Origin of the sequence: Actinomadura sp. 7K507 (assembly GCF_004348425.1) — a bacterium.
Classification (GTDB): domain Bacteria; phylum Actinomycetota; class Actinomycetes; order Streptosporangiales; family Streptosporangiaceae; genus Spirillospora.
In genome coordinates, this window is sequence record NZ_SMKK01000002.1 from 57,605 (window position 1) to 80,006 (window position 22,402).

At 71.8% G+C, this 22,402-nt stretch carries 21 protein-coding genes; 11 read left to right on the forward strand and 10 right to left on the reverse strand.

What is annotated here, in order from left to right; all coding sequences use genetic code 11:
• Window positions 1–35 precede the first annotated feature (35 nt).
• Complete coding sequence (locus E1285_RS00940) at window positions 36–1,952, reverse strand: WD40 repeat domain-containing protein (RefSeq protein ID WP_165966407.1); 1,917 nt, start codon at window positions 1,950–1,952, stop codon at window positions 36–38.
• Window positions 1,953–2,160: 208 nt separating this feature from the next.
• Here E1285_RS00940 and map point away from each other — a divergent pair, with 208 nt between their 5' ends.
• Window positions 2,161–2,901, forward strand: coding sequence for a type I methionyl aminopeptidase (gene map / locus E1285_RS00945; RefSeq protein ID WP_165966408.1), 741 nt, complete (start codon window positions 2,161–2,163; stop codon window positions 2,899–2,901).
• 22 nt (window positions 2,902–2,923) lie between these two features.
• On the opposite strand, the gene E1285_RS00950 is transcribed toward map, so the two are convergent.
• Window positions 2,924–4,426: an MFS transporter gene (locus E1285_RS00950; RefSeq protein ID WP_132146586.1), complete on the reverse strand. Its 1,503-nt coding sequence runs from the start codon at window positions 4,424–4,426 to the stop codon at window positions 2,924–2,926.
• 71 nt (window positions 4,427–4,497) lie between these two features.
• Here E1285_RS00950 and E1285_RS00955 point away from each other — a divergent pair, with 71 nt between their 5' ends.
• On the forward strand, window positions 4,498–5,067 hold the full coding sequence (locus E1285_RS00955; protein ID WP_132146589.1) for a TetR/AcrR family transcriptional regulator: 570 nt from the start codon (window positions 4,498–4,500) through the stop codon (window positions 5,065–5,067).
• An 80-nt stretch (window positions 5,068–5,147) separates the two neighbouring features.
• On the opposite strand, the gene E1285_RS00960 is transcribed toward E1285_RS00955, so the two are convergent.
• Window positions 5,148–5,621: a carboxymuconolactone decarboxylase family protein gene (locus tag E1285_RS00960; RefSeq protein ID WP_132146592.1), complete on the reverse strand. Its 474-nt coding sequence runs from the start codon at window positions 5,619–5,621 to the stop codon at window positions 5,148–5,150.
• A gap of 103 nt (window positions 5,622–5,724) precedes the next feature.
• Window positions 5,725–6,177, reverse strand: coding sequence for a pyridoxamine 5'-phosphate oxidase family protein (locus tag E1285_RS00965; protein ID WP_132146595.1), 453 nt, complete (start codon window positions 6,175–6,177; stop codon window positions 5,725–5,727).
• 73 nt (window positions 6,178–6,250) lie between these two features.
• Between E1285_RS00965 and E1285_RS00970 the strand changes: the two genes are divergently transcribed.
• Window positions 6,251–9,046 (forward strand): LuxR C-terminal-related transcriptional regulator, encoded by a 2,796-nt coding sequence (locus E1285_RS00970; protein ID WP_132146598.1) that lies wholly within the window; start codon window positions 6,251–6,253, stop codon window positions 9,044–9,046.
• Between the two features lie 10 nt (window positions 9,047–9,056).
• Here the strand turns inward: E1285_RS00970 and E1285_RS00975 are convergent, their stop codons facing one another.
• The gene (locus E1285_RS00975; RefSeq protein ID WP_132146601.1) at window positions 9,057–9,509 is read right to left on the reverse strand and encodes a DUF1801 domain-containing protein; all 453 of its coding nucleotides are present in this window, start codon (window positions 9,507–9,509) and stop codon (window positions 9,057–9,059) included.
• 149 nt (window positions 9,510–9,658) lie between these two features.
• A complete protein-coding gene (locus tag E1285_RS00980) occupies window positions 9,659–10,261 on the reverse strand; it encodes an isochorismatase family cysteine hydrolase (RefSeq protein ID WP_132146604.1) in 603 nt (200 codons plus the stop codon).
• A gap of 165 nt (window positions 10,262–10,426) precedes the next feature.
• On the opposite strand from E1285_RS00980, the gene E1285_RS00985 reads away from it, so the two are divergent.
• From E1285_RS00985 to E1285_RS00995, 3 genes are read left to right on the forward strand one after another with little or no spacing between them, the layout of a single operon-like run.
• Window positions 10,427–11,290 carry an alpha/beta hydrolase gene (locus tag E1285_RS00985; RefSeq protein ID WP_165966409.1) on the forward strand — a complete coding sequence of 288 codons (864 nt, stop codon included), beginning with the start codon at window positions 10,427–10,429 and terminating at the stop codon, window positions 11,288–11,290.
• Window positions 11,287–12,072 (forward strand): enoyl-CoA hydratase/isomerase family protein, encoded by a 786-nt coding sequence (locus E1285_RS00990; protein WP_132146610.1) that lies wholly within the window; start codon window positions 11,287–11,289, stop codon window positions 12,070–12,072. Before E1285_RS00985 ends, E1285_RS00990 begins: the two co-directional genes overlap by 4 nt.
• On the forward strand, window positions 12,069–12,497 hold the full coding sequence (locus E1285_RS00995; protein WP_132146613.1) for a hypothetical protein: 429 nt from the start codon (window positions 12,069–12,071) through the stop codon (window positions 12,495–12,497). The genes E1285_RS00990 and E1285_RS00995 overlap by 4 nt, the downstream gene beginning before the upstream one ends.
• Before the next feature lie 6 nt (window positions 12,498–12,503).
• Here the strand turns inward: E1285_RS00995 and E1285_RS01000 are convergent, their stop codons facing one another.
• Window positions 12,504–13,046: a MaoC family dehydratase gene (locus E1285_RS01000; RefSeq protein WP_132146616.1), complete on the reverse strand. Its 543-nt coding sequence runs from the start codon at window positions 13,044–13,046 to the stop codon at window positions 12,504–12,506.
• 155 nt (window positions 13,047–13,201) lie between these two features.
• On the opposite strand from E1285_RS01000, the gene E1285_RS01005 reads away from it, so the two are divergent.
• The 4 genes from E1285_RS01005 (at window position 13,202) to E1285_RS01020 (ending at window position 17,729) form a co-directional block, all read left to right on the forward strand.
• Entirely contained in the window at window positions 13,202–14,269 is a 1,068-nt protein-coding gene (locus tag E1285_RS01005; protein WP_132146618.1) for a nitrilase-related carbon-nitrogen hydrolase, read from the forward strand.
• A gap of 78 nt (window positions 14,270–14,347) precedes the next feature.
• Window positions 14,348–14,800, forward strand: coding sequence for a DUF3598 domain-containing protein (locus tag E1285_RS01010; RefSeq protein ID WP_132146621.1), 453 nt, complete (start codon window positions 14,348–14,350; stop codon window positions 14,798–14,800).
• Window positions 14,801–14,934: 134 nt separating this feature from the next.
• Complete coding sequence (locus E1285_RS01015) at window positions 14,935–16,437, forward strand: AMP-binding protein (protein ID WP_243722454.1); 1,503 nt, start codon at window positions 14,935–14,937, stop codon at window positions 16,435–16,437.
• Window positions 16,438–16,484: 47 nt separating this feature from the next.
• A complete protein-coding gene (locus E1285_RS01020) occupies window positions 16,485–17,729 on the forward strand; it encodes a DUF4437 domain-containing protein (RefSeq protein ID WP_132146624.1) in 1,245 nt (414 codons plus the stop codon).
• A gap of 225 nt (window positions 17,730–17,954) precedes the next feature.
• Here E1285_RS01020 and E1285_RS01025 read toward each other — a convergent pair whose 3' ends face one another.
• Entirely contained in the window at window positions 17,955–18,812 is an 858-nt protein-coding gene (locus E1285_RS01025; RefSeq protein ID WP_132146627.1) for a LysR family transcriptional regulator, read from the reverse strand.
• Between the two features lie 83 nt (window positions 18,813–18,895).
• Here E1285_RS01025 and E1285_RS01030 point away from each other — a divergent pair, with 83 nt between their 5' ends.
• Window positions 18,896–19,621, forward strand: a complete 726-nt coding sequence (locus E1285_RS01030) for an SDR family oxidoreductase (protein WP_132146630.1) — start codon at window positions 18,896–18,898, stop codon at window positions 19,619–19,621.
• 151 nt (window positions 19,622–19,772) lie between these two features.
• Here the strand turns inward: E1285_RS01030 and E1285_RS01035 are convergent, their stop codons facing one another.
• Entirely contained in the window at window positions 19,773–20,504 is a 732-nt protein-coding gene (locus tag E1285_RS01035) for an ABC transporter ATP-binding protein (protein WP_132146633.1), read from the reverse strand.
• A complete protein-coding gene (locus E1285_RS01040; protein ID WP_132146636.1) occupies window positions 20,501–22,336 on the reverse strand; it encodes a branched-chain amino acid ABC transporter ATP-binding protein/permease in 1,836 nt (611 codons plus the stop codon). The genes E1285_RS01035 and E1285_RS01040 overlap by 4 nt, the downstream gene beginning before the upstream one ends.
• Window positions 22,337–22,402 lie beyond the last annotated feature (66 nt).

A 22,402-nucleotide genomic window follows, 5' to 3' on the forward strand; every position in this document is an offset into this window, starting at 1 on the left:
TCCCGGTCGCCGAGGCCGGGTTCTGAGGTTCCGGCTCAGGTGGGACGCAGGTGGGCGATCCCCGCGTAGGCCGCGATGAGCAGGGTGCCGTCCTCGGTGATCGCGATGCCGGAGACCTTGGAGCCGAGGCGGAGGGTCCGGGTCATCGTTTCGGACGGGTCCCAGATCCGTACGGTGTCGTCGTCGGCGCCGGAGGCCACGACTTGGCGTCCGGCGAGGCGGCCCACGGCGACGGTGTTCACGATGCCGGCGTGCCGGATCACAGGGTCGCCCAGGGGGAGCGCGGTGGCCAGATCCCGCATCCCGACGGTGCCGTCGCTGCTTCCCGCGGCCAGGACGGTGCGGCCGTCCAGCTCACCGATCGCCATCGCGTTCATGTAGCCCCCGTCGCCGGTGACCGCGCTGAACGGCGCCGCTGCCGGTTCCAAGGTCCGCAGGTCCCACAGCCGCACGGTCGAGTCGTGGCCGAGCGTGACGGCGATCGGGCGGCCTTTCGCGCGCCCCGCCGCGATCGCCTTCACCCGGGCGGTGTGGCCGGTGAGCGTGCCCAGCATGGCCGGATCCGGGTGCAGCGACCAGACCTGCGTGGTGAAGTTCGGCCGCCCGGCGATGAGCATGAGACGGCCGTCCAGGACGGTGGTGGCGAACGCGTCCACTCCCCGCAGGTCGACCGAGGTACCGGCGGCGCCGCCGATGCCCCGGATGCGGACCATCCGGTCCCGGCCTCCAGTTACGACGGCAGGGTGACCGTCCAGCACGATCGGCTCGACGGTCGCCACAGGGCACGTGCCCCCGCCGGGGAGCGGGTCTCCCAGCGCCTGTCCCGTGGCTAGGTCCCACACTTGGACGGTTCCGGTGGCAGTGCCGGTGACGGCGACCGGAAGGCCACCGGACGTGCTCAAGGCCACCGCACTCACCGCGCCGGGATGACCCTCCGCTGACCCATCGGTTCCGGACGGGCCGGGACGATCCGCGTCCATGTCCCAGACCCGGGCCTTTCCGTCGTCGCCGCTGGTGACAGCGATCAGCGCACCGTCGCGTTCGGCCGTCGCCACGGCGTTCACCCTCGAACCGGGGCCCGGCAGGGGTCCTGCCTCGAACCGTCGCGCCGCCAGGTCCCACACGTGGAGGCGGCCTTCTTTCCCGACGCCGATGACGAGCCTGGGACGTCCTTCCACATCGGTCATGGCGATGGCGTGCGGTTCCCCGTCGAGCTCGACGTCCTCGACAGGCCGCCCGGTCGCGACGTCCCACACACGCGCGATCGTCTCCGCATAACCGGTGGAGACGGCGATGGCGGTGCCGTCCAGATCACCGGCCACCAGTGCGGCGACCCCCTTGGGGTGAGCGGAGACGGGCTCGCCGATGGGCTCCCCCGTGCGCATGTCCCAGCGCCGGATCGTGCCGTCGTCGGAACCGCCGCTGATCGCCACCGGGCCGGTCGTCGCGACCGCGTTCACCCAGCCCGAGTGCCCCGCCAGCGGGTCGCAGGCCGGGCGCCGGGCCGCCAGGTCCCAGATCCGCACGGTGCCGTCGTTGCTGCCTCCGGTCACTGCAAAGCACTGACCGTCCACCTCGCCCACGGCCAGCGCGCTCATCCAGGCGCCCTCGCCGTCCACTCGCGCGGTCACGCCGGGCTCCAGCAGGTCCCAGATGCGGAGGGTCCGGTCGCGCCCGCAGGTCACCGCGACGGGGCGGCCCTCCAGGACGGTGATCGCGGCCGCGCCGATCCGGAACTTGTGGCCGGGCATCGGCACACCTTCCGGCCGCTCGGCAGCCAGGTCCCATACCCGGACGACTCCGTCATTGGTCCCGGTGACTGCGACCGGCCGCCCCTCGACCGTCCCGGCGACCACGGCTCCGACCGGCAGGGGATGCTCCAGAAGCGCGTGCCGAGCAGCGGGCCGCCAATGCGCCCAGACGACGTCCCACTCCCCGCGAACTTCGATCATCGGCGCATCATCGCACCGCGCGTCGGACCCGCACCGCGCCATCCGTGGAGATCGCGAGCGCTGACCCGGTCGAAGGCATGGAGGCGGAGCATGGGTCGCGGCGAGCACCGAACGGCCGTCTCCGGTCAGATCGGAACATGGGCCGGGGACGCTCCGTCCTAATGATCAGGACGTTCCCGTCCGAAGCGCATCGACTCTGGAGGACGCGGTGGAGGCTGAGGACGGGCTGGACGCCGTACGCCGGGCGGGGACGCTCGTCGCCACGGCGCTGGAGAGGTCGGCCGCCGGACTGACCGCGTCCGGTCCGACTCTGGCGGACATCTCCGCGGCCGCACAGGAGCACCTGGCCCCGGCGCGGCCCTCCTTCCTCGGCTATCGGGGATTTCCGGCGGCGTGCGACATCGCGGTCAACGAGGTCGTCTGCCACGGCTTTCCCGACGACCGCACGCTCGCGCCCGGTGACCTGGTCACGCTGGCCCTCGCCGGGAACGTCGACGGCATGCACAGCGCCGCCGCCACCAGCCATGTCGTCCCGGGAGCCGAGGATGACGGCGAGGCGGTCCAGCTCGTCGAGCGTGGCCGGGAGGCGCTGCGCCGCGCGGTGACCGCCGTCCGACCGGGCCGCCAGATCAATGTCGTGGGCCGGGTGATCGAGTCGTACGCCCGGCGCTTCGGGTACGGCGTCGTCCGCGATTTCGGCGGGCACGGCATCGGCGCGCACCTCCATCAGGACCCTTTCGTTCCCGGACATGACGCCCCCGCCGCCGTTACGGTGATCTCCGAAGGGATGATCTTCACGGTGCAGGTCATGCTCACGCTCGGCAGCCCCGAGATCGAGACGGACGCCGAGGGCTGGAACGTCGCCACCAAGGACCGGACCAAGACGGCCGCGTTCTGCGACACGGTCCTGGTCACGGCAACCGGAACCGAGATCCTCACCGGCCTCTAAGGCGAACGAGACGCCCTTGGCCTCATGTTCGGGTGCGGGTTCGGGTTCGAGTGCGGAGGGCGAGGGTGATCGGGATGGTGACGAGAGCGATCGTCGTCGCGCTGAGCAGTGCCGCCGTTGTGGTGCCTTCGGTGTAGGCGGCGGCTGCCACGGCCAGCAGGTGCGCCGCGGCGTCCGCGGGCATCTGTTCGGCCGCGGCGGCGGCGCCCGCGACGGTGTCCATCGCGGACGGTTCGGTTCCGGCAGGTGCGTTCGCGGCCATATCGGAGTGGTACGCGGCGTTCGCGATCGTGCCGAGGACGGCGATGCCCAGGGCGGCGCCGAGTTCGTTGCTCGTCTCGGACACGCCCGCGGCGACCCCGGCCCGTTCGGGTGGGGCGGTGGTCAGGATCAGCGAGTTGGCGGTGGTGCCGATGGCGCCGATCCCGAAGGTGAGCAGCGTGTAGGCGCCGACGAACGCCCACACGCCCGTGCCGGCGTCCAGGGTGGCGATGGACGCGAAGCCGGTGGCCGCGACCAGGAGACCGGAGGCGATCAGCGCGGCGGGCGGCAGCCGGGTGGCGCCCAGAACGGTGGCCAGGAGCGCGCCCGCGAACGTCCCGGCGAACGTGGGCAGCGCGTGCAGTGCCGCCTCCAGGGGGGTCAGGCCGTGGACGGACTGCATGAACGTGAACGCCAGCACACCCAGGCCCGCCGCCGCGAGGGCCGCCACGGTGTTGGCGCCGACGGCGGCGCTGAACGCGGGGCGGCGGAAGAGGCCGAGGTCGATGAGGGGGTACGCGGCCCTGCGCTGCCTGATCACGAACGCCGTCCCGGCGGCCAGGCCCAGGAGGGCCGCCAGGGCGGCGGTGCGGTCGGGGCCGTGCTCAGCGACCTGCTTCATCGTGAAGACCAGGGCGAGGACGGCGACCAGCGAGGCGGCGGCCCCGGGCAGGTCGAACGCCGCGCGTTCCGGGTTCCGGGACTCCTCGATGAGGAACGGCGCCGCGACCAGCAGCACGGCCATGACGGGGATGTTGATCAGGAAGATCGAGCCCCACCAGAAGTGCTCCAGCAGGACGCCGCCGACGATCGGCCCGGCGACCGAGCCGCCGGTGAACGCGACCGTCCACGCGCCCACCGCGGTCCGCCGCTTGGCTTCGTCGGTGAACATCCCCCGGATCAGGGACAACGTGGACGGGGCGAGGGTGGCGCCGCCGATGCCGAGCAGGGCGCGGGCCAGGATGAGCATTTCGGGCGTGTTGGCCCAGGCGGTCAGCGCCGACGCCGCACCGAACAGCAGTGCGCCCGCGAGCAGCAGCCGGCGGCGGCCGATCAGGTCGCCCAGCCCGCCCATGGTGACGAGCAGGCCCGCCATGACGAAGCCGTAGATGTCCATCATCCACAGCCACTGGGACGAGGTCGGGGCGAGTTCCTCGGCCAGTGTCGGTCCGGCGACGAACAGGATCGACAGGTCCATCGAGGTCAGCAGGGCGGGCAGCAGCAGGACCGCCAGGCCCCACCAGGCGCGCGTGGAGGCTTGCATGGGTTGATCGTACGTACGTACAAATCCGTGCGTCAAACGTACGTACGTCCCAGTTGGCTAGGATCGGGCCCATGGGACAACGCGACGACCTCCTGGCCGGGGCGCGGGCCTGCCTGGCGGAGAAGGGCTACGGCCACGTCACCGCACGCGACATCGCCGCCGCCTCCGGAGCGCACCTGGCGTCCATCGGTTACCACTTCGGCTCGAAGGACAACCTGATGAACACCGCCGTGCTGGAGGCCAGCAGCGAGTGGGGCGACAAGATCGAGGCGGCCGTGCGCGGCGCCGGCGGCGACACCCCGGCCGAGAAGCTGGAGGCCGCGCTCCGCGCGTTGTTCGAGGCCGTCCCACACGAGCGGGACCTGCTGCGGGCGAGCGCCCAGGCCTACGGGGAGGCCGTGGTCAGCGAGGACGTGCGCCGGCCGTTCGTCGAGGGCGCCGAACGCGCCCGCACCGAGTTGGCCGCGATGATCCTGGGCCGGGACGCCGCGTCGGTCGGGGCGGCCGACGCCCGCGGCCTGGGCTCGGTGCTGCACGCCCTCACCATCGGCTTCGTCCTGCAGTCCCTGATGTCACCCGAGTCGATGCCGACGGCCGGAGAAGTCCTCGACGCCGTACGGACCCTCGCTGACGACAGTTGAGACGGTGCCGCCCGGTGGTGCGGGACGGTGGGGCGGGACGGTGTGGCTCGTCCCGCCCCTGGTCTGGCGCCGGGTGCGGGTCAGCTCCACTGGCCGGGCTGGTAGTCCCCGGCCGGCTGCTGGATGATGATGTTCAGGCGGTTGAAGGCGTTGATGAGGGCGATCAAAGTCACCAGGGCGATGAGCTGGTCCTCGTCGTAGTGCTTGGCGGCGCTCGCCCAGACGTCGTCGGGGACACCGCCCGCGGCATCGGCGATGCGGGTCCCCTGTTCGGCCAGCTCCAGGGCGGCGCGCTCTGCCTCGGTGAAGACCGTCGCCTCGCGCCACGCCGCGACCAGGTTGAGCCGCTGCGAGGTTTCCCCGGCGTACGCGGCGTCCTTGGTGTGCATGTCGGTGCAGTAACCGCAGCCATTGATCTGGCTGGCGCGGATCTTCACCAGTTCCTGCGTCGCGGCGGGCAGGGTCGAGCGCGACAGCGCCGCGTTCGCCGTGACGAGGTGCTTCACGTAATCGGCCGCGACGGGGCTGCTGTAGGCGTCCAGACGGGCTTCCATAGTGGTCTCCTTGGCCGTTCGGATGCTGACAACCCCGAAGACAAGAACGGCTCGGCAGAACGTGACATCGGTTGCGTATGACCTGCGTCTCAAGGCGGCGAGGTCAAGGCATCCAGCGGCCCTCGCGCATCAGGTCGCGGCCGGGTAGTTCGTCCACCTCGCGCCAGGCCTGGATGCGGCGTGGGGTGATGCGGAACCAGCGGTACGGCGCGGCCTGGGCGCGCGGGTCGAAGCCCGTCTGTTCGGCGAACCGGTCACCGCGCTCCTTCGGCAGCGCATCGATGTCCAGGACTTCGACCTCGCCGTCGATCATGGTGACGTCGCGGGTGTGGCCGAGGGCCAGGCGGACGGTCCCGGTGGCGGTCAGGTTCCTGCCTGTCGGGCTGTCCGCCGGGGTGGCCGCAAGTAGCTTCCTCCCGTCCCAGTCGAAGGACAGCGGCACCAGGTACGGCGTGCCGTCCGCCGAGGCGGTGGCCACCCAGATGTCGACGTCATGGGTGAGGCGGTGCTCGGTGTCGTGACGGCGTTGGGCACGAGATCGGGGCTCGGAGGTCATGGTCACAGCCTCTCGCCGAGGGGCGCGGGACTCCTCCGTGCCCGCCACGGAAACCGCCACCGATAATGGGCCGGTGTCCAGTCCAGGAATCTCGGCCCGCGAGGCCGAAGTGCTCGCGCTGCTCGGGGAGCACCTCAGCAACGCGGAGATCGCCGCGCGGCTGGTCATCTCCGTGCGCACCGTCGAGTCGCACGTCTCGTCGCTGCTGCGCAAGCTGCTGCTGCCGGACCGGCGGGCGCTCGCCCGGCACGCCGTCGAGGACGCCCGCGGCGAGCGGTCGCAGGCGGCGTCCGCCCTGCCGACCCCGTTGACGGGGTTCGTCGGCCGGGTGCGGGAGCGCGGGGAACTGGCCGAGGCGGTGCGGGCGCAGCGGCTGGTGACCGTGACGGGGCCGGGCGGCGTCGGCAAGACCCGCCTCGCGCTGGCGGTGGCGGCGGACCTCGCCGGAGAGTTCGCGGACGGGGCGTGGTTCGTCGACCTGGTTCCGGTCAGCGAGGCGGCCCGGGTGGGGGCGGCGATCGCGGCGGCGGTGGGAGTGGGCGAGCAGCCCGGACGCGACATCGACGAGGTGGTGCCGGCCGCGCTCGCGGATCGCGAGGCGCTGCTGGTGCTGGACAACAGCGAGCATGTGCGGGGCGGTCCGGGGCCGTGCCTGGAGCGCATGCTGGCGACCTGCCCGCGGTTGCGGGTGCTCGTGACGAGCCGGGCCAGGCTGATGGTGCCGTTCGAGCGGGTCTTCCCCGTCCCGCCGCTGTCCCTGGACAGCGGGGACGAGTCGGACGCGGTGGCCCTGTTCATGGACCGGGCGGCATCGGCCGGCCGGCCGACCGGCCCGGCGGTGAGCGAGGGGGTCCTCGCGATCTGCGAACGGCTCGGCGGGATGGCGCTGGCGATCGAGCTGGCGGCGGCGCGGTGGCCGACGCTCGGACTGGACGGCCTCACGGCCGGGCTCTCCGATCAGCTGCGGTTCCTCACCGGCGGCGGCCGCGCCGACGACCGGCACCGGTCGGTGCGGGCGGTCCTGGACTGGAGCCATGACCTGCTGGAGCCGGAGGAGCAGGGACTGCTGCACCGGCTGTCGGTGTTCGTCGCGCCGTTCACCGCCGAGGCGGCGATCGAGGTCGCCGGCTTCGGCCTGCTGGACCCGGCGGCGGTCGTCGACGGGCTCGGCGGGCTCGCCGAGCAGAGCCTGCTCACCGTGACACCGGCTGCGTCCGGCACCCGGTACCACGCGCTGGAGACCATCCGCCAGTACGGGACGGAGCGGCTCGCCGACGCCGGCACGCTGACCGACGTCCGATCCCGTCATCTGCGGTGGTCCCTGGCCAGTGCGACCGCCCTCGGCGCGACCGGGGGCGCGGACTGGCGCGCCCGGTTCGACGCTGCGGCGGAGGACATCCGGGCCGCGCTCACCTGGGCCGCCGACGAGCCGGACCAGCGCGCGGACGCCCACCGGCTCGCCGTGGTCATGGCCGAGCTGGCCTTCGCCCGCAACCTGCTCGGCGAGGCCCAGGAGCGGTTCGAGCAGGCGGCCCGGCTCGCCGCCGACGACGCCGGCGGTGCCGTGGCGCTGCGGCAGGCCGCCGCGGTGGCCGGATGCCGCAGCCTCGACGGCGACATGTTCCGGCTGCACCGTGCCGCCGCGGCGGCGGCTCGCCGGGCCGGGGACGCCACCGGCGCCGGCCGCGACCTGGCGACGGCGGCCACCGTCGCCTACCGGTTCTCCAGTTCGTTCGCCGAGACGCCCCCGGTGGACGAGGTGACCGCCATGCTGGCGGAGGCGCGGGAGCTGTCGGCCGGTGCCCCGGACGCGGAGGCGGCGGTCGCGCTGGCCGAGGCGGCGGTCGTCGCGGACGCGTTCGGCGCCGTCCAGGGAGACCCGGACAACACCGCGCGGGAGACGGTGGAGTGCGCCGGGCGGGCGGTCGAGCTCACGCGGCGTACGGCCGACCCGGTGGCGGAGTCCGCGGCGCTCGACGCGCTGTCCGGCGCGCAGAGCTGGGCCGGTGACCCGTTCGCCGCAGCGGCGGCGGCCCGGCGCCGGATCGACATCCTGGCCTCCGTACCGCCGACGCCCGCCGGCACGCACGAGCTGATGGACGCCCTCGCCATGGCCGCCGGAACCGCCATCGGCGTGGGTGAGCTGCCCGAAGCCCGCCGGTGGGGCAGGCGGCTCGCCGATCAGCCGCTGCTGGTGGAGGCGGGCCACCATGCCACGTCCTGGCTACTGGTCGCGGACGCGTTCACCGGCGATGCCGGCGAGGTGCTCACGGGCAGCGTGAGGTTCCTCGACGCGTGGGAGCAGAGCGGCCGGCTGCGGACGCGCTCTCTCGGCCCGGCCGCCGCGTCGGTCGCGATGATCCACGGGCTGCGCGGCGGCCATGACGAACGGGCGTCCTGGCTCGCGATCGTCGACGAGGCCGGTCCCGAACTGGACCACCGGCTGGGTTACGGCGCGGTCTTCGACGCCATGGTCCAGCTCCATCACGGGGACGTGGACGCGGCGCTGGCACGCGTCGCGCCTGAGCCGGACCGGGTGTGGAAGTGGGTCTGCTGGGTCTGGCTGCACTGGTACACGGCGCTCAGGGCGGAGGCGGCGGTGCTCGCCGGGCACCCGGACGCCCGCGACCGCATCGGCGCCGCCCGGACCATGGTCGCCGGCAACCCGGTCGCCTCCGCCCAGGTGGACCGGGCGGAGGCGCTGCTCGACGGGGACCTGCCACGGCAGCTCGCCGCCGCGGCGGCGTTCGACGCGGCGGGCTGCCGCTACCAGTCGGCGCGGACGCTGGTGCTCGCCGGGGGCGAGCACGCCGCCGCCGGTGAGGCCGCGCTCGCCGGGCTCGGCCTCGCGCCCATGGCCGTCCGGTAGCGCGCTCGGCTCAGCTCACGGCCTGCTTCACGAGCGCGGCGATCCGCTCCTCCACCTCGGGCGTCACCTCGGTCAGGGCGAAGGCGGTCGCCCACATCGGGCCGTCGTCCAGCTTCGCCGGGTCGTTGAACCCGAGGGTCGCGTAGCGCGCCTTGAACTTCGCGGCGCTCTGGAAGAAGCAGACGTTCTTGCCGTCCAGCGCGTAGGCGGGCATCCCGTACCAGAGCTTCGGCGCGAGGGCCGGGACGGCGGCGGTGACGACGGCGTGGACGCGCTCGGCCATGATCCTGTCCGAGGCGTCCAGCTCGGCGATCTTCGCGAGGACGTCCCGCGCGGCCTCCGCCGCCTTGTCCTCGCGCGAGGAGCGGCGCGCCGCCTTCTTCTGGTCCTGGGCGTGCTCCTTCATCGCGGCCCGCTCCTCGGCCGTGAATCCCTCGTACGTGCTGCTTCCACTGGCGGCCATGGTCACTCCCGTGGTGGTGGGTCGTGGTCGGCCCGGCATGCCCGCCGGGCTGATCGCTGTGGTCACAGCCTCGCCCGGCCAGGGCGCGGGCCGCCTCCGTGCCGAGCACGGAAACCACCACGGATGAACGAGTCGGTGCCGGGCCCGGATCAGGACCAGGCGTTGACGACGTCGTCGACGGTGTTGATCCAGCCGAAGAGGAAGCCGATGCCGGTCAGGGCGTGCTCGTGCCGGGCCTTGTCGAACTCGGCGGTGGCGTCGCTGATCACGTGGGTGAAGTAGTCGCGCTGGCCCGCGTCCCGTGCCGTGGTCTCCACGCAGATGTTCGTGGTCACGCCGCAGATGACCAGGGAGCGGACGTCCAGGCCGGTGAGCACCGGCTCCAGGCGGGTGCCGTAGAAGGAGCTCGGCCGCGACTTGTCGATGACGATCTCGCCCTCGGCCGGTGCCAGTTCGTCGACGATCTCCGCGTCCCACGTGCCCGCCGCGAGGGACCCGACCTCCTTCATCGCCGGGACGATGTAATTCGGCAGCAGGCCGCCGTCCACGTAGCCGGGCTGGAAGGTGTACCGGGTGAAGATCACCGGGACGCCGGCGGCGCGGGCGGCGTCGATCAGGGTGCGGCAGCCGGGGACCGCGGGGCGCAGTTCCTCGTGCGGCAGGCCGACCTTGGCCATGGACCCCTTGTCCTCGATGAAGCCGTTCTGCATGTCGACGACGAGCAGTGCGGTGTTCTCTCGCGCGATGTCCACCGGGGACCTCCCGATTCCGTGGCTGGTCGGCCGATAAATCTGATGTATTGCCAACAGTGCGTCAAGCAACCATCACGTCATCTTTGCCCACTTCACCTGACCTGCAAGCGGGTCTCTTCGTATCCATTGACAGTACCTCATGGCCGCCCGTTACTCTTATGTCTGATGTATTCGACTTCGAACGGCGGGCACGCGATGAAGACGAAAGGCGGCTACGCCGACACCGACTGGGGCCAGGTCCACTACCGGATCAACGGCGGCTCCGGCCCGTGGATCGGACTGTTCCACGAGTCGCCCCTCTCCTCCCGGGTCTACGAGGACCTGCTGCCCGCGCTCGGCAGGCACGCCCGCGCCGTCGCGTTCGACACCCCCGGCTACGGCGCGTCCGACCCGCCGCCGGGGCCCGGTTTCGAGATCCCGGACTACGCCCGGGTGCTCGCACAGGCGGCCGCCGGGATCGGGATGGAGAGTCCCGTTCTCGGCGGCGTCCACAGCGGGGCGTCCATCGCGCTCGCGACCGCCGCCCACCTGCCCGCCGCAGGTCTCCGGCCCGCCGCGGGCCTGATGCTGAGCGGCGTCCCGCTGTTCGACGAGGACGAGCGCGCCGCCTTCCTCGCGAACTGGACGCCCGACGCGCCGATCGACGCCGAGGGCTCGCAGTTCCCCTGGGCCGTCGAGCGCTACCTCCGCACCTGGGGACCGGACGTCCCGCAGGACATGCTCCACCTGGCCGTGGCCGAGCTGATGCGCGTCGCCGACCGCTACGCGTGGGGCTACCAGGCCGCGTTCCGGTACGACCCGTCCGGCGCCCTCGCGGCGGTGGACGCGCCGGTCCTCCTGCTCAACGCGGAGTTCGACCGGCTCGCCGCCAAGGACGCGCTCGCGATGGACCTCGCCCGCGACGCCCGGCTCGTCATCCTGTCCGGACTGCGCGGCCAGCCGCACCTGCGCGCCCCGGACGACTTCGCGACGGCGCTCCTGGACTTCGTCCGGGACGTCACCGACCCAGAGGGGGCCCCACGCACATGACGAAGGTCGACGTGAAGGTGACCGGCACGGTCATGACCATCACGCTGAACGGGCCGGAGCGGATGAACAGCCTGTCCCCGGACACCCTCGACGGCCTGGACGCCGCCCTGGACGCCGCCGAACGGGACGGCTCGCTCACCTCCCTCGTGATCACCGGGACGGGACGGACGTTCAGCGTCGGCATGGACATCGGCTTCCTCGGCGAGTGCTTCGCCGACCCGCCCGGGGTGTTCGTGCCGTTCATCCGCCGCTACCACGCGTTCCTCGACCGGCTGGAGGCGTGCCCGCTGCCGAGCGTCGCCGCGGTCAACGGCCTCGCCCGCGCCGGCGGCTTCGAACTGCTGCTGGCCTGCGACTTCGTCATCGCGGCCGACGAGGCCAAGGTGGGGGACACGCACAGCGACTTCGGGATCGTGCCGGGTGCCGGGGCGTCCCAGCGCGCCCCGCGCAAGATCGGCGACCAGCGCGCCCGCGCGCTGCTGCTCGCCGGCCGGTGGCTGAAGGGCCCCGAGATCGCCGACTGGGGCCTGGCGCTCTCCAGCGTCCCGCGGGCGGAGCTGATGGACGAGGTCACCCGCCTCACCGACTCGCTCGGGAACCGCTCGCGGGCGGTCACGGCGACCCTCAAACGGCTCCTGAACGCGGCGCCGGACGTGACGCTGGCCGAGGGGCTGCGGCTGGAGCGTGAGCTGTTCACCCGCTTCCACGAGGAGGTCGCGGACGCCGACGAGGGCTACCGGGCCTACGTGGAGAAGCGCGACCCCGTCTGGAACCGCCGATGACGGACGCGCCGTCCGGCGGCGAGACGGCCGTCACGCCTGCGGTCGAGGTCACTCAGCCCCTCATCGACGGGCTCGTCGGCCTCGGCGGCTACACCCACCCGCTGTTCAACCCCGGCCTGGACGAGCGGGCCGGAGGCGCCCGCGCGCCGATGCCGGGGCAGGGCGTCCTGCTGCTGATGGGCGGCCTGGTGGAGCGGTCGGGGCTGCTCGGCCGCGCGATCGCGCTGATCGAGCTGCGCGAGGTGCGGTTCCTGAAGATGGTCACGGCGGGGACGAGCCTGCGCGTCCGGCTCACCCCCGGCCCGTCCCGCGAGACGGGGAGCGGCAAGCTCGTCCAGGAGTACCGGTGGGTGGCGGTCGACGCCGCGGGCGAGGCGATGGTCGAGGCCACCGCCCTCATGCTCATGCGCCCGGACGACGGCTGAGCACGTTCATCGGCGGTGGGTGCGGCGTTGGCGGGTGCGGCGTTTGTGGAGCATGACGGTTCTGGTCCAGGAGACGACCTCGTCGCCGTCCTGGTTCAGGCCCCGGGTGCGGGCGGTGATGATGCCCGCGTCGCTGCGGGACGCGGAGTCGTACATGTCGGTGATCTGCGACTCGGCGTAGAGGGTGTCGCCGACGAACACGGGGTGGGTGAGCCGGAGCTGGTCCCAGCCGAGGTTCGTCAGCGCGTCCCGGCCGATGTCGATCAGCGAGTGGTGCAGGACGAGCGCCACCGTCAGTCCCGAGTTCACGACGACCTTGCCGTCCGGCGGACCCACCGGGCCGACCGGGCCGACGGGTCCGGCCGGGCCGGCCGATCCGACGGGTCCGGCCGGACCGGCGCCGGGGTCGCCCGGGTTCGCGTCCGTGTTCAGGAGCGAGAACAGGGCGTTGTCGGTCTCGCCGACCGTCCGGCCGTACGGGTTCCGGAACACGTCGCCGACGGCGAAGTCCTCGTAGTACCGGCCTGTCTGGGTTTCGTAGACGGTCAACCCGCACCTCCTCCGGTCCCGCTCCCCCTCGGAGGAGCTACCTTTGTAGGTAAACATCAGACTTTTTGGTCGTCAAGGGGTCAGAACCCTTGCACACGCACCTAGATTCCGCATAACGTAACGGCGTTCCGGGTGGTTCAGGGAGAGGTGAGGGCATGGGTCAGACCGCGACACCCGCGGGGCCGTCCTACCGCGCACTCGCACTGCAGACGCGGACGCGGGCGGTCAACGGCCTGTCCCCGGACGAGGCGCGGGAGGCGATGGCCGCGTCCATCGCCCGGATCGGCGGCGAGGTCGCCGCCGCCAAGCGCTGGGTCGGACCCGACCTTCGCCTGGTCGTGCTGCCCGAGTACGTCCTCAGCGGCTTCCCCATGGGCGAGCCCATCGAGCGCTGGAGCGAGATGGCGGCGCTGGCCCCCGGCGGCGCCGAGTACGAGGCCCTCGCCGCCGTGGCCGCCCGCGAGGGGGTGTTCCTGTCCGGGAACGCCTACGAGACCGACCCGAACTTCCCCGGCCTGTACTTCCAGGCGTCCTTCGTGATCGACCCGGCCGGCGAGGTGGTGCTGCGCTACCGCCGCCTGCACTCCCTGTACTCGCCGTCCCCCTACGACGTGTGGGACCGCTACCTGGACCTCTACGGCATGGACGCGGTGTTCCCCGTGGCCCGCACCGAGATCGGGAACCTGGCCTGCATCGCCTCGGAGGAGATCCTCTACCCCGAGCTCGCCCGCGCGCTCGCGCTGCGCGGCGCCGAGGTGTTCTGCCACTCGACGTCCGAGGTGACCAGCCCGGCGCTGACCCCGAAGGAGATCGGCCGGCGCGCCCGCGCCGTGGAGAACATCGCCTACGTCGTGTCCGCCAACAGCGGGGGCCTGCACGGCATCCCCATCCCGGGCGACTCGACGTCCGGCGGCTCGAAGATCGTCGACTTCGAGGGCCGGGTGCTGGTCGAGGCCGGGGGCGGGGAGAGCGTCGTCGCCTACGCCGAGGTCGACGTGGCCGCGCTGCGCCGCAACCGGGCCCGCCCCGGCATGGGCAACCTGCTGTCCCGCGTGAAGCCGGGCCTGTGGGCGGACGAGTACGCCCGGCACGACGTCGAGCGGCCGAACGGGCTGGACGGACGTCCGCCCGAGCGCTCCTGGTTCGCCCGCAGGCAGCAGGAGTCGATCGACCGCGTCACCGGCCGGCCGGCTCCCGGACCCGCCGACACGCAGACCCGCTGACCGGCAGACCCGCTGACCTGCAGACCCGCTGACACGCAGACCCGCTGACACGCAGACGCCCGCACGAAAGGGAACACGATGGGAACGATCCGCGAGGACATGCCGCTGCTCGCCCGGCACGAGGGCCAGTGGAAGGGCACCTACATCTACGTCGACGCCGACGGGAACGTCACCGACCGGCACGACTCGCTGCTGACCTGCACGTTCCCGGGCGGCGGCGAGCACGACTACCACCAGGTCAACGACTACACCTGGGCCGACGGGCGGACCGAGCAGCGGGTGTTCCCCGGCGTCTACCAGGGGAACGGGCACTGCACGTTCGACACCGAGCGGCTGCGCGGCGAGTTCTGGGAGGTGGACGAGCGCATCGTCTACCTGAACTGGATCTACAAGGCGGAAGGGGAGGACCTGCGGCTGTTCGAGCTGATCCACCTCAGCGAGGACGGCCGGAACCGCAACCGCGTGTGGCAGTGGGTCCGGGACGGCGTCTGCTACCAGCGCACCCTCATCAACGAGGTCAAACTCGGCTGAACGAGGCCGCCGCCGAGGGCCGGGTGTTATACGTCTGACTTTCTCACGTGCGGGCATTGACTCGCCCGCGGGCACCCGGCAAGCTCTCGAAATAACACAGGATGGAACTCGATTCCGATTTACGGAACATGGAGGTGAGCGTCGTGACACTGTTCCGGGGCGGCGCGCCACTGTCGATGGCCGGTGGCGTCCGTGAGTTCGCCGCCTCCACGCCGAACACCCTCGCCGTCATCGACGGCGATCGGAGCCTGACCTACCGGGCCCTGGACGACCGGGCCAGCCGGCTCGCCCAGGCCCTCCTCGCACGCGGGCTGCGGCCCGGCGACCGCGTCGCCGTCCGGCTCGGCAACCGGCTGGAGTTCCCCGAGGTCATCGCCGCCGCCGCCAAGGCCGGGCTGGTGCTCGTCCCCATCGGGACCAGGCTCACCGACGCCGAAGAGTCCTACATCATGGAGCACTCGGGCGCCCGCGCCCACATCTCCGACGGCGAGCCGTCCGGCCCGGTCGAGACCGTCCTGCGGATCGACTCGAACGGCGCCGCATCGTACGAGAAGGCACTGGAGTCCGCGCAGGCCACCGACCCGATGGTCGCCATCGACGAGAACGACGCCTGCTGCCTGTACTACACGTCCGGCACGACGGGGAAGCCGAAGGGCGTCCTCAGCAGCCACCGCGCCCGGACCCTCATGTGCTACCTGTCCGCCATGGAATGGGGCCTCGGCGCCCGCCGCGTCAGCCTCGCCGTCGCGCCGATGTACCACGGCGCCGGAATGGTCTTCGACTACGCGCCCGTCGTCGCCGGCGGCACCGTGGTCATGCTGCCCAAATGGGACCCCGAGCACATGCTCGCCCTCGCCGAGAAGCACCGCGCGCAGTCGGCGTTCCTCGTGCCCACCCACGCGCAGACGCTCCGCGCGTCCGGCGCCCTCGGCCGCTACGACGCGTCCAGCCTCGACACCCTCTACTTCAACGCCGCGGCGCTGCCCGCCGTCCTGAAGGACTGGGTCATGGAGGCGTTCCCGCACGCGGGCGTCCACGAGCTGTACGGCTCCACCGAGGCGGGCGTCGTCACCAACTGCCGCCCGGCCGACGCCGACCGCGCCGGCTCCGTCGGCCTCCCCTGGTACATGACCGAGGTCCGCGTCGTGGACGGCGCGGGCGACCCCGTCGGGCCCGGCGAGCGCGGCGAACTGTTCAGCCGCTCCCCGTTCCTCATGAACGGCTACCTGCGCGACACCGCCGCCACCGACGGCTGCACGACCCCCGACGGCTTCCTCACCAGCGGAGACATCGTCGTCCGCGACGAGGACGGGTTCATCTACATCGTGGACCGCAAGAAAGACATGATCATCTCGGGCGGGATCAACATCGCGCCCCGCGAGGTCGAGGACGTCATCGCCACGTTCCCCGGCGTCGCCGACTGCGCCGTCGTCGGGCTTCCCGACGAGCAGTGGGGCGAGCGCGTCGCCGCGTACGTCGTCGCCCTCCCCGGCACGTCGATCGACACCGGCGCGCTGGAGACCCACTGCCGGGACCGGCTGTCCGGCCCGAAGGTGCCGCGCAGCATCGAACTCCTCCCCGCCCTTCCACGCAACGCCGCGGGCAAGGTGCTCAAGCGCGAGCTCCGTGACCGCTGACCCCCACCCCCGGCCAATCACCAATTTGAGTTGAGAGAGGTGCCCATATGCGTCCCCATGTCGAACTCATCCAGGAGAACGACTACATCTGGCATGCCGCCGAACTCGTCGGCGGCGAGGGTCGCGCCAGCGAGCGCAGGCTGTCGGTCGACGAGGAGGACGGCTCCTGCTCGCTCCGGATCGCCTTCCACACCGACTGGGGCCGCGGCCCCGGCATCCACCACGCCAACACCGAGTACTACGTGCTCGAAGGGTCGATGACCTACAACGGCAAGCAGATCGGCAAGGGCGGGTACGTGTACGCCCCCAAGGGCGTCCCCACCGAGGCCATCACGTTCAGTGAAGGCACGGTCATCCTGCACTACCGCGAGTACGGCGACGCCGGCTTCGACGCCGTCCAGAACACCAACGCCCCGCGGTGGAAGGACTCCAAGGAGGACGTCCTCGTCATCGACAGTGAGGCGATGAAGTGGGACGCGGTGCCCAACCCCGGTCCCATGCCCGGCCTCTTCATCAAGTACCTGCACGTCGACCCGGTCACCGGCTTCTACACCCGGCTCGTCCACGCCCAGGAGGGCTGGACCGACCACCGCCTCGCGCACCACCCGTGCTACGAGGAGGCCTACACCGTCCAGGGCCACATGGAGTACAACTTCGGCACCCTGGACCTCGGCACCTACTTCTTCCGTCCCGCCCGCGTGAAGCACGGCCACTTCACCAGCATGGAGGGCGGCGCGACCTGGCTGCTGCGCTCCGACGGCGAGCTGTTCAACTGGTACACCCAGAGCGAATGGGTGCGCTGGGGCGGCGAGGCCATCAACTGGGGCCCGAGCGACGACGGCCGCATGCGCTGGTCGGCCTCGTCCCACGACCTGGGCGTCGGCTCCCCCGGCCGCAGCGAGAGCGACATGGCCAACCTGCGCGCCTCCATCGAGTTCCAGCGCAAGCAGGGCCAGATCGACGAGCCCTACGTCCAGCACGGCACGGGCACCGACAAGAGCCTCATCGCGATCGCCAAGGCCATGGACGCCGCCAACCTCCAGGGCGGCCACGGCCCCGGTCACAGCCATGACCACGACCATGACCACGACCACGAGCACGAGCCGGTGAGCGCCGACTGGGGCGCCGAGCCGCGCTCCCTGGAGCACCCGGACGACCGCACCGACGAGCTCGCGCACGTCTGGGGCGCCGGCCGCAGCTGGAACGAGGGCGACCCGATCCCCGCCCCGATCCTCTCCAGCCGCCCGGTCCGCAGCCGCAGCGCCGGCCGCTGGAACGGCGACGGCATGTAACTCCAGACCGCACCACGCAGAGTGCCCCGGGCCCGACGGCCCGGGGCACTTCTCGTTGTGCCGCGCGGCCCCCGCCAGCAGACGGCTGATCCACCGTCGAGGTCGAACCGCAACGAGGCGAACTCGCACGTTGGACAGGGGCGGGGCTCGCAGGGAACGAAAGCCGCGCGACCTGCCGGGTGCCGTGAATGGAGGGGGCGGCTGCTCGGCTTCGTCGCTCCGGTGTCAGGTTGCCGCCACCCTGCTTGCGATGCTGACCAGCGACGCGACGGCTTGGGAGCGGCTGTTGAGCGGCCAAGCGATCATCGTGGTCACTTCTGGGGCGTCGACGACGGGCACCGAGACGTGCTCGGGCCACTGCCAGGCGCGGCTGGAGGCGGGGATGACCAGCAGCGTTCTGCCGAGTGCTACGAGTTGGGCGAGTTGTGACTGGGTGTGGACCTCGGGTCCGGGCCCGTCGGGGTAGGTCCCGTCGAGCCGGGGCCAGCGAGCGATGGGCAGGTCCGGCACGTCGTGGACGTCCGCCATCGTGAGCAGGTCGCGTGACGCGAGCCGATGCCCTGCGGGAAGGATCGCGACCTGGCCTTCGACGCGGAGGTTCTCGGTGTCGAATCCGGCCAGGTCGTCGAAGGGGTGATGCATGAGTGCCACGTCGGCGTGCCCGTCGCGCAGCAGCCGGGCCTGCTCGCCGACCTCGCACAAAAGGACCTCGAGCGGTGCCGCACCGGGCTCGCTCGCCACCGCGGCCAGGAGCCGTCGCAGCAGTTCGTGGGAGGCCCCGGCCTTGGTCGCCAGTACCAGCGGCCGTTCGGGGTCCCCGGCTCGGCGCGTGCGACGGGCAGCGGCCCCGACCGCCTCCAGGGCCGCTCTGGCCTCCTGAAGCAGCACCCTGCCGGCATCGGTGAGCGCCACGCTGCGGCGGTCCCGGTCAAGGAGCCGGACGCCGAGCCGCCGCTCCAACCGGCTGATGGCGCGGGAGAGCGGCGGTTGTGCGATCCCGAGCCGACCGGCGGCGCGTGCGAAGTGCAGTTCCTCGGCGACGGCGACGAAGTACCTGAGCTCGCGGGTCTCAAGATCGTCCACGCGTCCACCCTAACTCCTGATACCTGGTGGGTATCACAGCCGACCGGTTCGGTGTTGGACGCCGCATCCGCGGTTCGCCAAGTATGGACGGCGTGAAGGACACGAAAACCGCGCTGGTCACCGGTGCGAACAAGGGAATCGGTCTCGCCATCGCCCACGGCCTCGGGGCGAGAGGCTTCACGGTCGCGGTGGGGGCCCGCGACGATGCCAGGCGCGAAGAGGCCGTCGAGCGCCTGCGTGCCGCGGGCGCCGGGGCGTTCGGGGTCGCACTCGACGTCACCTGCGACGACAGCGTCGCCGCCGCCGCGGCGACCATCGAGCGGACGGCCGGGCGGCTCGACGTCCTGGTCAACAACGCCGGCATCTCCGGCCGGACCGACCAGGGCGCACAGGATCCGACGACGCTCGACCTCGACGGCGTCCGCACCGTCCTGGACACCAATGTGTTCGGGGTCGTGCGGGTGACGAACGCGATGCTCCCGCTGCTGAGTCGCGCCAGTTCACCGCGCATCGTCAACATGTCGAGCAACATGGGCTCGCTCACGCTGCAGACCGGCCCGATCATGGCCGCGTACGCACCGTCGAAGACCATGCTCAACAGCCTCACGGCACAGTACGCCCGCCGACTCGCCGACACCAACGTCATCGTCAACGCCTGCTGCCCCGGCTACGTGGCGACCGACTTCACCGGCTTCAACGCGCCACGGACACCCGAGCAAGGCGCCGCGATCGCCATCCGCCTCGCCACCCTCCCAGACGACGGACCGCGCGGCGGCTTCTTCGACGACGACGGCACCGTCCCCTGGTGACCCCGTCCGCCGCGGCGCCGCGCCGACAACCCCGGAGCGTCCCGGCTCGATCGACGCCCCGGGTCAGGGCGAAGGATCAGGAGGGCGCCGGAGACCTGGCCGCGTCCGACGCGGCCGTGGGCTCCGGCGCTCCGGGTTCGGGAACAGGCGCTCAGGCGGCGGTGTCGCCGCCCAGGTAGAGGGTTTTCACCATGGGGTCGGCTTCCACTTCCTTCGCCGTCCCGGAGAGGCCGATCCGGCCCCTTTCGAGGACGTAGGCGCGGTCGGCCAGGCGGAGGGCGATGAGTGCCAGCTGTTCCACCAGGAGGACCGAGATGCCGCGTTCGGAGTGCAGCCGCTTGATGTAGGAGAACAGCTCGGCGGCCTTGAGCGGGGCCAGGCCGAGGGACGGCTCGTCCAGGATGAGGAGCTTCGGTTCGCTCATCAGGGCGCGGGCGACGGCGAGCATCTGCGCCTCGCCGCCGGACAGCGTGCCGCCCGCCTGGTCACGGCGCTGGGCCAGGACCGGGAACAGCTCCAGGACCTCGTCCATGAGCTTCTGCGTGCGGGCGCGGCTGTGGCGCAGCGGGAAGCTCCCGAGCTGGAGGTTCTCCAGCACCGTGTGGTCGGGGAAGATCCGCCTGCCCTCGGGGACGTGGCCGATGCCGATACCCGTGCGGCGCCATCCGGGGACGCGGGTGATGTCCTTGCCCGCGAACGACACCGAGCCGGAGGACGGCTTCAGCAGTCCCGACAGCACCTTGAGGGTCGTGCTCTTGCCGGCGCCGTTCGGCCCGAGGAGGACGACGAACTCGCCCTCCCCGACCGTGATACTCACATCGTCCAGGACCCGGACGCCCCCGTATCCGGCCTGGACGCCGGTCATCTCCAGCAATGCGGTCATGACAGGTCCTCCACCAGGTCGGGGCGGCCGAGGTAGGCCTCCAGCACCGCCGGGTCGGCGCGGACCTCCGCGGGCGGGCCGCAGGCGATCACCTTGCCGCTGTCGATGACGGTGAGCTCGTCACAGACCTTCATGACGAAGTCCATGTTGTGTTCGATCAGCACGACGGCGAGGCCGTGGTCGCGGAAGGCGCGGCACAGCCGGGTGAGCGCGTCGATCTCGGCGGGGACGAGGCCGGTGGCCGGCTCGTCCAGGATCAGCACGCGCGGCCCGGACGCGACCGCCCGCACCACTTCGAGCAGGCGCTTCTGGCCGTGCGAGAGGGACCCCGCGAGCTGCTCGGACCGTCCCGACAGACCGGCGAACGCGAGCAGCTGGGCGGCCTCCTCGCGGGAGGTCGCGTCGCGGTCGCGGTAGCGGGGCAGCCGCAGGATCGCCGACGGCACGCCGTACCGCTCCCGCCGGCGCATCCCGGCGAGGACGTTGTCCATCACGCTCTGCTGCGCGAACAGGTGCGGTACCTGGAAGACGCGGGTGACGCCCCGCTCGGCGACCGCGAACGGCTTGTCGGGCGCCGGCTCGCCGCAGATCAGCACCTCACCTGAGTCCACCTTGAGGAAGCGGGTGAGGGAGGCGACCGTGGTCGACTTGCCGGAGCCGTTCGGGCCGATGATGCCGTGCACGCTGCCGGCGGCGACGGAGATGTCGACGCCGTCGACGGCCTTGACGCCGCCGAAGTGCTTGACGAGCCCGCGGCCCTCCAGCGCCGGGACGTCCGGGTCGACGGCGCCGGGCAGCACCGACTCGGGCAGGCCCCCGGTCGGTTCGGTGTCCTCGCCTTCGGCCGGACGGCCGAGCTTGCTGGCGCGCCAGGTCCCGACGATGCCCTTCGGGATGATCATCATGGCGAGGAGCAGCGTGCAGCCGAGGATCAGCGTGGTGTACCGGGCATGGTCCTTGATCAGCTCGACGACGGTGGCGATCACCGTGACGCCGATCACCGGGCCGACCAGGGTACCGATCCCGCCGAGGAACAGGCCGACGAAGAACACCAGGCCGTTGTCCAGGATCCCCACGTCCGGGTTGATGAACCCGAGCTGGAGCGCGTACATCGAACCCGACAGCCCGGCGATCGCACCGGCCAGGGTGAACATCAGCATCTTGGTGCGGGTCGGCCTGATGCCCAGGGCCGAGGCGGTGTCCGGGCTCTCCTTGACCGCCATCACGGCGCGTCCGACACCGCTGCGGACCAGGTTGCGCTGGATGATGTACACGATCCCCAGCACGGCGATCGTGACGTAGTAGAACTGCACCTTGCTGAGGCCGCCCGGGGCCACGCCGACGATGCCGGTGACGCCGCCGGTGACGGCCTCCCAGGCATTGCCGGTCTCGACCATGATCAGGTTGGCGGCCAGCGTGATCATGCCGAAGTACAGGTACGTGGCACGCAGGCTGATGCTGAGCACCAGCCCGGAGAACACGGCTCCGAGCGCCATCGCCAGCACCATGCCTAGGTACCAGGGCAGGCCCGCGTTCACGGTCGTGTAGGCGACGGCGTATCCGCCGACGAGCTGAAGGCCGGTGTGCATCATCGACAGCAGCCCGGCGTACCCCATCGACATGTTCAGCGAGATCGTCAGGACCGCGCTGATCGCGGCGGACGCCACGATGCCGTTGTAGTACGACGCGTTGTAGCTGTAGAAGTTCGTGATCGACGGCCAGGCGACCAGCACGGCCACGGCGACGACGGTCAGCGCCGTCGGAAGCCACCGCAGCGCGAGGCTCTGGACGGACGTCCGGGCCGGCGCCTCTGTTTTCGCCGATGCGCTCATCGGTGCACCTCCATCAGCACCCCGGGCGCGGATGCGCCGTGCGCCAGTGCGTCCTGCGTCGCAGCG